The 13654-nt window shown below is 59.6% G+C and carries 13 protein-coding genes; 6 read left to right on the forward strand and 7 right to left on the reverse strand.

Annotated elements, in window-relative coordinates; genetic code table 11:
* Positions 1 to 93: 93 nt before the first annotated feature.
* The gene (msrB, locus tag KVG95_RS28450; RefSeq protein WP_217858812.1) at positions 94 to 489 is read right to left on the reverse strand and encodes a peptide-methionine (R)-S-oxide reductase MsrB; all 396 of its coding nucleotides are present in this window, start codon (positions 487 to 489) and stop codon (positions 94 to 96) included.
* 225 nt (positions 490 to 714) lie between these two features.
* Here msrB and KVG95_RS28455 point away from each other — a divergent pair, with 225 nt between their 5' ends.
* Positions 715 to 1926, forward strand: coding sequence for a pyridoxal phosphate-dependent aminotransferase (locus KVG95_RS28455; RefSeq protein ID WP_217858830.1), 1212 nt, complete (start codon positions 715 to 717; stop codon positions 1924 to 1926).
* A 317-nt stretch (positions 1927 to 2243) separates the two neighbouring features.
* The gene (gene htpX, locus KVG95_RS28460) at positions 2244 to 3131 is read left to right on the forward strand and encodes a protease HtpX (protein WP_008075669.1); all 888 of its coding nucleotides are present in this window, start codon (positions 2244 to 2246) and stop codon (positions 3129 to 3131) included.
* A gap of 191 nt (positions 3132 to 3322) precedes the next feature.
* Here htpX and KVG95_RS28465 read toward each other — a convergent pair whose 3' ends face one another.
* Positions 3323 to 3979, reverse strand: a complete 657-nt coding sequence (locus KVG95_RS28465) for a thiopurine S-methyltransferase (protein ID WP_217858813.1) — start codon at positions 3977 to 3979, stop codon at positions 3323 to 3325.
* Between the two features lie 103 nt (positions 3980 to 4082).
* Between KVG95_RS28465 and KVG95_RS28470 the strand changes: the two genes are divergently transcribed.
* Positions 4083 to 4850, forward strand: a complete 768-nt coding sequence (locus KVG95_RS28470; RefSeq protein ID WP_217858814.1) for a DODA-type extradiol aromatic ring-opening family dioxygenase — start codon at positions 4083 to 4085, stop codon at positions 4848 to 4850.
* A gap of 215 nt (positions 4851 to 5065) precedes the next feature.
* Here the strand turns inward: KVG95_RS28470 and KVG95_RS28475 are convergent, their stop codons facing one another.
* Positions 5066 to 6739 (reverse strand): DEAD/DEAH box helicase, encoded by a 1674-nt coding sequence (locus tag KVG95_RS28475; protein ID WP_052964005.1) that lies wholly within the window; start codon positions 6737 to 6739, stop codon positions 5066 to 5068.
* A gap of 422 nt (positions 6740 to 7161) precedes the next feature.
* Between KVG95_RS28475 and KVG95_RS28480 the strand changes: the two genes are divergently transcribed.
* Positions 7162 to 7953, forward strand: coding sequence for a crotonase/enoyl-CoA hydratase family protein (locus KVG95_RS28480; protein ID WP_217858815.1), 792 nt, complete (start codon positions 7162 to 7164; stop codon positions 7951 to 7953).
* A gap of 110 nt (positions 7954 to 8063) precedes the next feature.
* On the opposite strand, the gene KVG95_RS28485 is transcribed toward KVG95_RS28480, so the two are convergent.
* Positions 8064 to 8819 (reverse strand): spermidine synthase, encoded by a 756-nt coding sequence (locus tag KVG95_RS28485; protein ID WP_050681929.1) that lies wholly within the window; start codon positions 8817 to 8819, stop codon positions 8064 to 8066.
* Between the two features lie 151 nt (positions 8820 to 8970).
* On the opposite strand from KVG95_RS28485, the gene KVG95_RS28490 reads away from it, so the two are divergent.
* Complete coding sequence (locus KVG95_RS28490) at positions 8971 to 10317, forward strand: class II 3-deoxy-7-phosphoheptulonate synthase (protein WP_008009408.1); 1347 nt, start codon at positions 8971 to 8973, stop codon at positions 10315 to 10317.
* A 107-nt stretch (positions 10318 to 10424) separates the two neighbouring features.
* On the opposite strand, the gene KVG95_RS28495 is transcribed toward KVG95_RS28490, so the two are convergent.
* Both KVG95_RS28495 and KVG95_RS28500 read right to left on the reverse strand, forming a co-directional pair.
* The gene (locus tag KVG95_RS28495; RefSeq protein ID WP_217858816.1) at positions 10425 to 11654 is read right to left on the reverse strand and encodes a winged helix-turn-helix domain-containing protein; all 1230 of its coding nucleotides are present in this window, start codon (positions 11652 to 11654) and stop codon (positions 10425 to 10427) included.
* 64 nt (positions 11655 to 11718) lie between these two features.
* Positions 11719 to 11934, reverse strand: coding sequence for a DUF1127 domain-containing protein (locus KVG95_RS28500; protein ID WP_032835366.1), 216 nt, complete (start codon positions 11932 to 11934; stop codon positions 11719 to 11721).
* Between the two features lie 96 nt (positions 11935 to 12030).
* Between KVG95_RS28500 and KVG95_RS28505 the strand changes: the two genes are divergently transcribed.
* On the forward strand, positions 12031 to 12885 hold the full coding sequence (locus tag KVG95_RS28505; RefSeq protein WP_217858817.1) for a LysR substrate-binding domain-containing protein: 855 nt from the start codon (positions 12031 to 12033) through the stop codon (positions 12883 to 12885).
* Here KVG95_RS28505 and KVG95_RS28510 read toward each other — a convergent pair.
* Positions 12875 to 13624, reverse strand: a complete 750-nt coding sequence (locus KVG95_RS28510) for a sulfite exporter TauE/SafE family protein (RefSeq protein WP_217858818.1) — start codon at positions 13622 to 13624, stop codon at positions 12875 to 12877. The two genes, KVG95_RS28505 and KVG95_RS28510, sit on opposite strands and share 11 nt — an antisense overlap.
* Positions 13625 to 13654: the final 30 nt, after the last annotated feature.

Raw genomic sequence — 13654 nt, forward strand, 5'->3', positions numbered from 1 at the left:
ATAGGTACCCGCACGCGCCCCTCATCGTAGGAACTGCCGAAGGCTGCTCCTACGCAAGCAAGGTACATCCGCGACCCTGCGCAACGATGCAGTTTATTGGCGGGGAACGAGGTCCAGGCACACCGAGTTGATGCAATAACGCAGGCCGGTTGGCGGCGGACCGTCCGGGAACACATGCCCCAGGTGAGCATCGCATGTGGCGCAGACCACTTCGGTGCGGATCATGCCGTGGCTGACATCACGGATCTCGACCATCGCGCTGTCGCCGATCGGCGCGTAGAAGCTCGGCCAGCCGCAGCCGGAATCGAATTTGGTCTTTGAGTCGAACAGCGGCGCGTTGCAGCAAATGCAGTGGTAAACACCGTCGACCTTGCTGTCGTTGTACTTACCGGAGAATGGCCGCTCGGTGCCCTTGAGGCGGCAAACGTTATACTGCTCCGGATCGAGCATGGCCCGCCATTCTTCCAGGGTTTTTTCCAACTTTTCCATGATCACACCTCAGCAGCTGAAAAAGCCCGATCTGTACCTTTTCCACGGATCGGGCGGCACGTATGATTGCGCCTCGTCAAACGCCAGTCTGGCAGCCAGACCACGCGCATTCAAACGGATTATGAGTGCCGCCACTCAAGGCGTCAGGCCTGTGTGAATACGCAGGATTCCCAGTACGGTCGTTCATACGCCGCCTGGATCGTTCATTTTCGGGAACACATCGCCATGCAGGTCAGCAAATCGAACAAGCTCGCCAACGTCTGCTACGACATTCGCGGCCCAGTGCTCAAGCACGCCAAACGCCTGGAAGAGGAAGGCCATCGCATCCTCAAGCTGAACATCGGCAACCCGGCACCTTTTGGTTTCGAAGCGCCGGATGAAATCCTTCAGGACGTGATCCGCAACCTGCCGACCGCCCAAGGCTACAGCGACTCCAAGGGCCTGTTCAGCGCCCGCAAGGCCGTGATGCAGTACTACCAGCAAAAGCAGGTAGAAGGCGTCGGCATCGAAGACATCTACCTGGGCAACGGCGTTTCCGAGCTGATCGTGATGTCGATGCAGGCCCTGCTCAACAACGGCGACGAAGTACTGGTGCCGGCTCCCGACTACCCGCTGTGGACTGCCGCAGTAAGCCTGGCGGGTGGCAACCCGGTGCATTACCTGTGCGACGAGCAGGCCAACTGGTGGCCGGACCTGGCCGACATCAAGGCCAAGATCACCCCGAACACCAAGGCGCTGGTGATCATCAACCCGAATAACCCGACCGGCGCGGTGTATTCGAAGGAAGTGCTGCTGGGCATGCTGGAACTGGCCCGCCAGCACAATCTGGTGGTGTTCTCCGACGAGATCTACGACAAAATCCTGTACGACGATGCCGTGCACATCTGCACCGCCTCGCTGGCGCCAGACTTGCTGTGCCTGACCTTCAACGGCCTGTCCAAGTCCTATCGCGTGGCTGGCTTCCGTTCCGGCTGGATCGCCATTTCCGGTCCGAAACACCACGCACAGAGCTACATCGAAGGCATCGACATACTGGCCAACATGCGCCTGTGTGCCAACGTGCCGAGCCAGCACGCTATCCAGACCGCGCTGGGCGGCTATCAGAGCATCAACGATCTGGTGCTGCCGCAAGGGCGTCTGCTGGAACAGCGCAATCGTACCTGGGAACGGCTCAACGACATTCCGGGCGTGAGCTGCGTCAAGCCGATGGGCGCGCTGTATGCATTCCCGCGGATCGACCCGAAAGTCTGCCCGATCCACAACGACGAGAAATTCGTCCTCGACCTGCTGCTCTCGGAGAAGCTGCTGGTGGTACAAGGCACGGCCTTCAACTGGCCATGGCCGGACCACTTCCGCGTGGTCACCCTGCCACGGCTCGACGACCTGGATCAGGCGATTGGCCGGATCGGTAACTTCCTCAAATCCTATCGCCAGTAAGTGGCCTGTCACCGTGCGACGCTGGCTAAAGTCGCACGGTGATTAATTCAGCAACATATCTTTGCACCCCACCCTACATCGCTGTTTCAAGCGCTGACCGATGACACGTTTCATGCCCGCGCCTAACAACGGCGGGGGCCTGCGAGGCTAATTGGCTGACAACCGTTTCCCATGCCGACGTCGGAAATGCCCTTCAAGCCGCTAGACTGTTGCTGTAGGACACAGTTTGAAATAGTCACTCGGTTGAATAGCCCGGTGCATCACCTTATATACCCCGCAGTACGCTACATCTTTAGCACGAGGAGATTTCTACAACCATGATGCGCATTTTGCTGTTTTTGGCCACTAACCTGGCGGTCGTGCTGATTGCCAGCATCACCCTGAGCCTTTTCGGCTTCAACGGGTTCATGGCGGCCAACGGGGTTGATCTCAACCTCAATCAGCTGCTGATTTTCTGTGCGGTCTTTGGTTTCGCCGGTTCCCTGTTCTCGCTGTTCATCTCCAAGTGGATGGCGAAAATGAGCACCAGCACCCAGATCATCAGCCAGCCGCGCACCCGGCACGAGCAATGGCTGCTGCAAACTGTCGAGCAATTGTCCCGCGAAGCCGGGATCAAGATGCCCGAAGTCGGGATTTTCCCGGCCTATGAAGCCAACGCCTTCGCCACCGGCTGGAACAAGAACGACGCACTGGTCGCGGTCAGCCAGGGCTTGCTCGAGCGTTTCTCGCCGGATGAAGTGAAAGCCGTTCTGGCCCACGAAATCGGCCACGTGGCCAATGGCGACATGGTCACCCTGGCGCTGATCCAGGGCGTGGTGAACACCTTCGTGATGTTCTTCGCCCGGATCATCGGTAACTTTGTCGACAAGGTGATCTTCAAGAACGAAGAAGGCCAAGGTATCGCCTACTACGTAGCGACCATCTTCGCCGAACTGGTTCTGGGTATTCTGGCCAGCGCCATCGTCATGTGGTTCTCGCGCAAACGCGAATTCCGTGCCGATGATGCCGGTGCACGCCTGGCGGGTACCAGCGCAATGATCGGTGCCCTGCAGCGTCTGCGTGCAGAACAAGGGCTGCCGGTGCACATGCCGGACACCCTGAATGCCTTCGGCATCAACGGCGGTCTCAAACAAGGGTTCGCCCGCATGTTCATGAGCCACCCGCCGCTGGAAGAGCGTATTGACGCATTGCGTCGTCGGGGCTGACAAGCTCTGCACTAAAAGAAAAGGCCCGCAGTGAATGCGGGCCTTTTTTTCGTCTGCTTGATTAGTGCGGTGCTCTTCGGGGCCTCTTCGCGGGCAAGCCTCGCACCTACAGTGGACCGCGTCCATTCAGATCACGCGGGCAACTGTGGGAGCGGGCTTGCTCGCGAAGAGGCCTGCAAACTCAACACACCTTAATGGCTGGAAACCCGATAAACCCGCTCTTCAAGCCGCGTGACACCGGCCTCAAGAAACTTCCAGCTCTCACCCAGAACGTCCTGGTCTTCCAGAATCTTCAGCGCCCACACATCGCCGAACAACCGTTGCACTTCGTCATCAAGCACAGCAAACGGCGGCCCGTCCATTTGCGCCTGGTCGTAATCCAGCGTAATCAAAAGCCCTAAAGCATCCTTCGGCAGAATCCGAATCAGATGAGCCGCGTATTGCTCACGCATCGCCGGCGGCAGGGCAATCAACGCCGCGCGGTCGTACAGCCCGCTGCAGTCAGCGACATCGCCTGCCGTCAGCTCAAAGAAATCACCGCACCACAACTCGATCGACCCTGCCCGATAGACCTTGAACGGCCCCTGCTCACTGACGTCCGGGTCAAATTGATGCTCACCGAAGAAGTCCTCCACGGCCTTTTCCGACAGCTCAATCCCCAAGACCTCATGACCTTGGTGCGCCAGCCACAACAGATCCAGACTTTTCCCACACAGCGGCACCAGCACGCGAGCGCCCTCTTCCAGGCCCAACGCTGGCCAGAACCGTTGCAGATAAGGATTCACTTCCGGCAGATGAAAGCCGATCTGATTCGACGCCCATCGTTTGTGCCAAAACTCCGGCTGCATAATTAACCCCGAAAAATTCGATCAAAAGACCCTAAAACTTATATTAGATTTAGATCAATGATCTGACTGAAGATGGTGCCATCTTACTCTCAGGAGCTCATTCATGTTCCCCAGCCTGTATATCTCTCATGGCTCCCCGATGCTAGCCCTGGAACCTGGCGCCAGCGGGCCGGCTCTCGCGCGCCTGGCCGCAGCATTACCGAAACCCAAGGCCATCGTGATGGTTTCCGCGCACTGGGAAAGCAGCGAACTGCTGGTCAGCGGCAACCCTCAGCCTGAAACCTGGCACGACTTCGGCGGCTTTCCGCAGGCCTTGTTCGAGGTGCAATACCCGGCCCCAGGCAATCCGCAACTGACGGCGGAGGTGGTCGAGCTGCTGAAGGCCGATGGCCTGCCGGCGCGCATTGACAGCCAGCGACCGTTCGACCACGGTGTTTGGGTGCCCTTGTCGTTGATGTATCCGCAAGCTGATATCCCGGTGGTGCAGGTTTCGCTGCCCACCCGTGGCGGCCCTGCCCTGCAAACCCGCGTCGGCCATGCCTTGGCCAGCCTGCGCGAGCATGGTGTGCTGTTGATTGGATCCGGCAGCATCACCCACAACCTGCGCGAACTGGACTGGCACGCCGGCCCGGAAAGCGTCGAACCCTGGGCCAAGGTGTTCCGCGACTGGGTGATCGAGAAACTCGAAGCGAACGACGAAGCCGCATTGCACGACTATCGCCAGCAAGCTCCAAATGCTGCGCGTAACCATCCGAGTGACGAGCATCTGCTGCCGCTGTACTTTGCCCGCGCGGCCGGGGGTGAGTTCAGCATTGCGCACCAGGGGTTCACCATGGGGGCGCTGGGGATGGACATTTATCGCTTTGGCTGACAGGTAGACCGAATTGCCCCCTTCGCGAGCAAGCCCGCTCCCACACTGGATCTGCGTCGTACATGAATTCTGAATTCACTGAAGATCAAGTGTGGGAGCGGGCTTGCTCGCGAAGGAGGCGACTCCGCTCAAAAGCCGGGCAGAAACAGCAGACAAAAAAAATCCCCGAACCAGTCGGGGATTTTTTATGTGCGATCAATCAGCCCGAGAGCGGATCAATCTTCGCGATAGCGACGCAGCTTCAACTGCTTACCGGCAACGCGAGTGTCCTTCAGTTTGGTCAGCAGCTTCTCCAGACCATCTTCCGGCAGCTCGACGAGGCTGAAGCTGTCACGCACCTGGATGCGGCCGATGGCTTCACGCGCCAAACCGCCTTCATTCAGGATGGCGCCCAGCAGGTTCTTGGCAGCGATACCATCACGCGCACCCAGCGCGGTACGGCAACGAGCACGACCTTCAGCCAATGGAACCGGAGCACGACGCTCACGATCACCACGGTCCGGACGATCACCGGAACGCTCTGGACGATCACCACGCGGTGCGCTGTTCGGCACCAGTGGACGTTCTTTCTCGATTGCGGCCAGGGTCAGCGCCTGAGCGTTGGTTGCCTTGCGCAGCAGAGCAGCGGCCAGTGCCCGCGGGGTGCAACCGATGTCGGCGGTCAGGCGATCCAGCAGATCACCGTGAGTCGATTCGGCATCAGCGACCAGCGGCGACAGGCTGTTGGTCAGTTTCTTGATGCGGGCATCGAGAACGGCCTGGGCATCCGGCAGACGAACTTCGGCAACCTTCTGACCGGTTACACGCTCGATCACTTGCAGCATGCGGCGCTCGCGAGGAGTCACCAGCAGCAGTGCACGACCTTCGCGACCGGCACGGCCAGTACGGCCGATACGGTGAACGTAGGACTCAGGATCATACGGCATGTCAACGTTGAACACGTGAGTGATGCGCGGAACGTCCAGACCACGAGCGGCAACGTCGGTCGCCACAACGATGTCCAGACGGCCATCCTTGAGGGATTCGATCACGCGCTCACGCTGGTTCTGAGCAATGTCACCGTTCAGCGCAGCGGCTTTGTAGCCTTTGGCTTCCAGGGCACTGGCCAGGTCCAGGGTCGCTTGCTTGGTGCGCACGAACATGATCAGGGCGTCGAAATCTTCCACTTCCAGCAGGCTCAATACAGCCGAGGTCTTCTGGTCAGCGTGAACCAACAGGTGAGCCTGTTCGATCGCGGTAACGGTCTGAGTCTTGGTCTGGATCTTCACGTGTTGCGGATCGCGCAGATGGCGTTCGGCAATGGCACGGATCGACTGCGGCAGGGTGGCCGAGAACAATACGGTCTGACGGGTAGCAGGCAGGGCCTTGAAGATAACTTCGAGGTCGTCCATGAAACCCAGTTTGAGCATTTCATCGGCTTCGTCGAGAACCAGGTGGTTCACGGTAGCCAGAACTTTTTCGTCACGACGCAGGTGGTCGCACAGACGGCCCGGTGTGGCGACAACGATCTGTGCGCCATTACGGATTGCTTTCAGTTGTGGGCCCATAGGCGCGCCGCCGTAAACGGCCACAACGGTAACGCCCGGCATTTGCTTGGCGTAGGTTTCGAAAGCGGTTGCTACTTGCAGCGCCAACTCACGGGTTGGCGCCAGGATCAGGGCTTGCGGCTCGCGCTTGGCAGGATCGATGCGGTGCAGGATCGGCAGGGCGAACGCGGCGGTTTTACCCGTACCGGTTTGCGCCTGACCAATCATGTCGTGACCGGCCATGATGATCGGGATCGATTGCTGCTGAATAGCCGAAGGTTCTTCGTAGCCGGTCGCAATGACAGCTGCAAGAATATTCGGATTAAGATTAAAAGCGGCGAAGCCGCCGGTTTCCTGGGTCATGGGTCTGCCTCTAAGTGCATCCGCAAAGACCCATGCTCCAAAGCTGCGCATGCCGTGTAAGACTCAAGAGTCGCCCTGGCTGCTTTGTCGGCGGGGATTTGCGAAAACGAATGAATGAAAAAGATTCGTCAAGGAAGAGTCCGCTGTGCGGACGTGCAGCCGAAGCTGGCTTCGGGGAATTGCGCTACCTAAACGCGGCCCGGTTAAAGGCCGGCGCGCACTATACCGGAATTCGCCCGAAAAGGGAGCTTTTTTTATCGGAAAAAACCGGCGCATACCGTTGTGTCACGGGCTTTGCGGATAATTGTGCGACGGTCTATTTTGCAAAGGCCCGGCCCTGCTGACGATGGCGCTAAAACGGTTCACTCTTGTGACGCAGACCTGCGGTCTGACACCCCCTTCCCCACCCGAGGAAATGTCCTATGAATCAGCCCAGCCCCAGTCATGTAACCCGTGAACGGCGCGGTCATGTCCTGATGATCGGCCTGGATCGGGTGGCCAAACGCAATGCCTTCGACCTCGACCTGCTCAACGAACTCAGCCTGGCCTATGGCGAGTTCGAGGCCGACAGTGAAGCGCGGGTCGCGGTGGTGTTCGGCCATGGCGAGCATTTCACTGCAGGGCTCGATCTGGTCAGCGCCGGCGCGGCCCTGGCCGAAGGCTGGCAGGCACCGCCCGGTGGCTGCGACCCGTGGGGCGTGCTCGCAGGCCCTCGGGTCAACAAACCGGTGATTGTCGCGGCTCAAGGCTACTGCCTGACCGTTGGCATCGAGTTGATGCTGGCTGCCGACATCAACCTGTGCGCCAGCAATACCCGTTTTGCCCAGAAGGAAGTGCAGCGCGGGATCTTCCCGTTCGGCGGCGCCACCTTGCGCCTGCATCAGGTCGCCGGCTGGGGCAATGCCATGCGCTGGTTGCTTACTGGCGATGAGTTCGACGCTCATGAAGCCTTGCATCTGGGGTTGGTGCAGGAGGTCATGGCCAGCGAGGACTTGTTGCCTCGGGCCATTGAATTGGCGGAGCGGATTGCCCGGCAGGCGCCGCTGGGGGTTCAGGCGACATTGATGTCGGCCCGGCAGGCGCGCTATGAGGGTGAAATGGCGGCAGCTCAGGCCTTGCCGGCGCTGGTGAAGACATTGCTGAACAGCGAGGATGCCAAGGAGGGTGTTCGGTCGATGATCGAGAAGCGGCCGGCCATCTTTAAAGGGGTTTGAGGGATGTATCGGCTGTGAGGCCCTCTTCGCGAGCAAGCCCGCTCCCACATTAGAACGCGATCCAATGTGGGAGCGGGCTTGCTCGCGAAGGGGCCAGAACAGACAACGACTTATGTCGCCGGCCGAATCGCCTTGATCAACGACTGCAACGAGTACCCCAACTGCGGCGCCAAGCCTTCAGCCCGCGCGATCAGCCCATCCAAATCCAGTTCCTGATCCAGCTCAGATGGCACGATCAGAATCACGTTGCCCTCCTTCACTGGCAATTCCCAGTAATGCCGGTGATAGAGACCGCGCAACAACGCCGCCCCCAACGGTCGACCATCGTCGGTGGCCCACTGGTTGATCACCAGCCAGCCACCCGGATTCAACCGTTTCTGACAGTTTTCCAGAAAACCCCAGGCCAGATGCCCGACACCCGGCCCGACATCGGTATAGAGGTCGACGAAAATCAGATCGGCCGGTTCAGCCGTTTCGAGTAGCTCCAAGGCATCGCCGACGCGAATGTACAGCCGCGGATCGTCATCCAGCCCGAGGTATTCGATGGCCAGGCGCGGTACATCCGGGCGCAGCTCGATGGCTTCGACATCTTCCAGCGGCAGGAACTTGAGGCAAGCCTGGGTCAGAGTGCCGGCGCCGAGCCCGAGGAACAGCGCGCTTTCCGGCTGTTCGTGGCACAGCGCGCCAATCAGCATCGCCCGGGTGTAATCGTACTCGAGCCAGCTCGGGTCGGCGGTGAACACGCAGCTCTGTTCGATGGCATCACCGAACTCCAGAAAACGGTAATCAGCCACTTCCAGCACGCGAATCACGCCGAACTCATCCTGTACCTCGGCGAGCAGATGCTCGACGCGCTCCTCAGTCATTTCGTCTCCTGATCGTCACCGTGACCCGGCAACGCAATAAGACCGCGTGGGTGGCGCGGCAAAGGCGCGATTGTCCGCGAAGCGACGGGAACAGGTCACGCACTAATTGCTGATACCATAACCGTCCGAGCGTAAAACACTAGAGACTGCAATGAGCCAACCCTGGAGCCCTGACAGCTGGCGCGCCCTGCCGATCCAGCAACAACCTCAATACCCCGACGCGGCGCATTTGCTGCACGTCGAGCAAACCTTGGCGAGCTATCCGCCGCTGGTGTTTGCCGGTGAAGCCCGGGAGTTACGTCGTCAGTTTGCCGAAGTCACCCAGGGTCGGGCGTTTCTGTTGCAGGGCGGCGACTGCGCCGAAAGCTTCGCCGAATTCTCCGCCGCGAAAATTCGTGACACCTTTAAAGTGTTGCTGCAAATGGCGATCGTCATGACCTTCGCCGCCGGTTGCCCGGTGGTCAAAGTCGGACGCATGGCCGGCCAGTTCGCCAAACCCCGTTCGGCCAACGATGAAACCATCAACGGCGTGACGTTGCCAGCCTACCGTGGTGATATCGTCAACGGCATCGGTTTCGACGAAAAAAGCCGCGTGCCGGACCCGGAACGTCTGCTGCAGTCGTATCACCAGTCCACGGCAACCCTGAACCTGTTGCGCGCCTTCGCCCAGGGCGGCTTCGCCGACCTGCATCAGGTGCACAAGTGGAACCTGGACTTCATCGCCAACTCGGCGCTGGCCGAAAAATACAGCCACTTGGCCGACCGCATTGATGAAACCCTGGCCTTCATGCGCGCTTGCGGCATGGACAGCTCGCCGCAACTGCGCGAAACCAGTTTCTTCACCGCCCACGAAGCGTTGCTGCTGAACTACGAAGAAGCCTTCGTGCGTCGCGACAGCCTGACCAACGATTATTACGACTGCTCGGCCCACATGCTGTGGATCGGCGACCGAACCCGTCAGCTCGACGGTGCTCATGTCGAATTCCTGCGCGGGGTGCATAACCCGATCGGCGTGAAGGTCGGCCCGAGCATGAACCCCGAAGACCTGATTCGCCTGATCGATGTGCTCAACCCGGACAACGACCCGGGTCGCCTGAACCTGATTGCGCGGATGGGCGCGAACAAGGTCGGCGATCACCTGCCACAGCTGATCCGCGCGGTACAACGCGAGGGCAAGCAGGTACTTTGGAGCTCCGACCCGATGCACGGCAACACCATCAAGGCCAGCAGCGGCTACAAGACCCGCGACTTCGCACAGATTCTTGGCGAAGTGAAGCAGTTCTTCCAGGTTCACGAGGCAGAAGGCAGTTATGCCGGCGGCATCCACATCGAAATGACCGGGCAAAATGTCACCGAATGCATCGGCGGCGCGCGGCCGATTACCGAGGATGGCTTGTCGGACCGTTACCACACCCATTGCGACCCACGGATGAATGCCGATCAGTCGCTGGAATTGGCGTTTTTGATTGCCGAAACCTTGAAGCAGGTTCGGCGGTGAGTCAGTAATTCTTTGATTGCCTGATACACCGCTTTCGCGAGCAAGCCCGCTCCCACAGTTGACCGCAGTCCAAATGTGGGAGCGGGCTTGCTCGCGAAGACGTCAGCTCAATCACCCTCAATCTGTGCCAATGCCACCCGCAACCGCGCCGCACTCGCCCGCGGGCAATTCAATTGAATCTGCGCCAGCCCCAACCAGTCCGCCATCTGCCGTAAATTAACCGCCAATTCCGACATCCCCACCTCATCCAGCCCCGGCTCTTCCTCATGCACGGCATGCACCGCCAACCGACCCAACGCTCGCTCGGCACGCAAATCGACCCGCGCGGCAATCCGCTCATTGTGCAAAAACGGCAGTACGTAATAGCCGTAGATGCGCTTGTGCTGCGGCGTATAAATCTCCAACCGATAACGGAAATCGAACAATCGCTCGGTACGGCTGCGCTCCCAGATCAGCGAATCGAAGGGTGAAAGCAGTGCACTGGCCTCGACCTTGCGCGGTACTTTCGGCTCTGCCAGGCAATAGGCCGGTTGCCGCCAGCCTTCAACCTCACACACCAGCAGATCACCCGCCTCGACCAGCTCCGCCAAACGCGGCCGGCTATCGGCAGGGCTCAGGCGAAAATAATCCCGCAGGTCCTTTTCCGTACCGACACCCAAAGCCGTGGCGGCGTGCAGTAATAGGCCGCGCTGAGCCTCGGCCTCGCTAAGCAAAGGCTGTTGAAGTATCACCGAAGGAATTACCCGCTCCGGCAAATCATAAAGCCGTTCGAACCCGCGCCGACCGGCCACGGTCACTTCACCGGCAGCGAACAACCATTCCAGCGCATGCTTTTCCGCGCTCCAGTCCCACCACGGCCCTGCTCGCTCCTGCCGGGTCGACAAGCTGCCCGCACCCAGCGCACCGAGTTCCTGAACCGACGCCAAAACGCGGCGAATCGTGTCTTGCTGCTCACGACCGAAACGCGCCAGTTGTTGATAGATGTCTTCGCCGCGGGTCGCACGCTGCATGCGCCAGCGCATCAAGGGGTACATCGACAAGGGCAACAACGACGCTTCGTGGCCCCAGTACTCGAACAACGTGCGTCGCCGGCCCTGACTCCAGGCAGCCTGATCGAGCAAGTCGGATGAGTAATTGCCAAGACGGGAAAACAAGGGAAGGTAGTGCGAACGCACCAACGCATTGACTGAATCGATCTGCAGAATGCCCAGGCGTTCGATCAGCCGATTGAGCTGAACCGGTTTGATCGCTGCTGGCGGCTGGCGCCCGTTGAACCCTTGGGCAGCCAGCGCCAGACGCCGAGCCTGTTTGAGGGAAAAAGACAGTGTGGCGGGCATGAGCATCTCCTTGTCTGCTCGCAACCTACCTCACCCGCAAGTGGTTTGTGTAGCGATGGCATCATCATTTATGCATCGGATCATCCCAGAACGGTCTTACCGTCTCATGCTCCACATCCGCACGGCTCACGCCGATATCCTTCAGTGCTTCGTCGCTCAAGCTCGCCAGCATTTCACGTTCACGGTGAAGTTCGTACCAGCGACTAAACTTGTGCAGCAGATCGGATACCGCGTGGATTGAGAATTTTTGTTCCGTTACATGCTCGTTGTGACCTTTCATCGTATTGCCCTCCTTTAGGGATGGCTCAAGTCTCGCGCCAGCGATAAGATCAATCCAACGAATGTTTCTGATGGCATACATCTCGGAGATTGATGAATGTCCGCCTACCCCAGTATCGACACCGATGTACTGCGCACCTTCGTCGCGATTGCCGATCTGGGCGGTTTTACCCGTGCCGGTGAAATGGTCAACCGCACCCAGTCGGCGGTGAGCATGCAGATGAAACGCCTGGAAGAGGACGTGTTGCAGCGCCAGTTGTTCGAACGCGACGGGCGCCAGGTCAAGCTGACCGCCGAAGGCCAGGTATTGCTGGGCTATGCGCGGCGCATCCTCAAACTCCACAGCGAAGTCTTCAATACCCTGCGCGAGCCGCATATGGTCGGCACGGTGCGCATCGGCACGCCCGATGATTACGTCATGCGCTTTCTGCCGGGCATCCTGTCGCGCTTCGCGCAGTTCTACCCGCTGATCCAGATCGAGGTTCACTGCGAATCGACCCGGCAACTGTTGCAGCGCCAGGACCTGGACCTGTCCATCGTCACCCGCGAGCCGGGTAACGAGATTGGCCAGCTGCTGCGCAAGGAGCGTTTTGTCTGGGCCGAAGCCCAATGCTTCAACGCCCATGAACAAACGCCGCTGCCATTGGCGATGTTCAACAGTGATTGTTTCTGCCGCCTCTGGGCGTGCAATGCCCTGGACGCCATGGGCCGCGACTACCGGATTGCCTACAACAGCTCCAGCCTGTCGGCGTTGATGGCCGTGGTCAGCGCGGGCCTGGCGATCACCGCGCAGCTGGAAAGCCTGATCACCCCGGACATGCGCATCCTCGGCGCCAACGAAGACCTGCCGCTGTTGCCGGAAGCCAGCATCATGTTGATCCGCAACCTGAACAACCCTTCACCGATCACCGAATGCCTGGCCGAGCACATCGTCGAAGGCTTCAAACTTTAAACGCGAGCATCACCGCACAGACCACCAGAAAACCACAGAACAGCCCGCGCAGGAGCCGCTCCGGCAATGCGTGGGCAATTCTCACGCCCCAACTGATGCTCATCAATCCACCAATCGCCAACGGCACACCGATCGCCCAATGCACCTGATGGTGCACCGCATAAGTCGCCAGGGTGACGCCCGTACTCGGCAACGCCAGCGCCAGCGCCAATCCCTGGGCAACCACTTGAGTGGTACCAAACAGGCTGGTCAACACCGGCGTTGCCACCACCGCCCCGCCCACTCCAAACAGTCCGCCCATTGCCCCGGAAGCTGCGCCGAGCACGCCCAGCCACGGCCAGGAATAGCGCATCTGCGAAGAGGCCGGTGCGTTGGTGGTGAACATTCGCATCAGGTTGTAGGCCGACAGCGCGATCAGAAAAGCGACGAAGCTCAGCCGCATGGTTTGCGCATCGATACCCACCGCCCAGATCGAACCGATCCAGGCAAAGCAGAACCCCATCGAGGCCAGTGGCAGCGCATGCCGCAATTCGATGCGATTGCGCTGGTGATAGCGCCACAACGCCAGCATCACGTTCGGCACCACCATCACCAGCGCCGTGCCTTGGGCGATCTGCTGATAAAGACCGAACCACACGCCCAGCAGCGGGATCGCGACCAATCCGCCCCCAATGCCGAACAGGCCGCCGAGGGTTCCCAGGGCTGCTCCAAAAACCAGATACAACATGAACTCAATCACAGGCGATTTTCCTTTTGTGAGGCTGTCCAT

Source organism: Pseudomonas farris, from assembly GCF_019145235.1.
Taxonomy (GTDB): Bacteria; Pseudomonadota; Gammaproteobacteria; order Pseudomonadales; family Pseudomonadaceae; genus Aquipseudomonas; species Aquipseudomonas farris.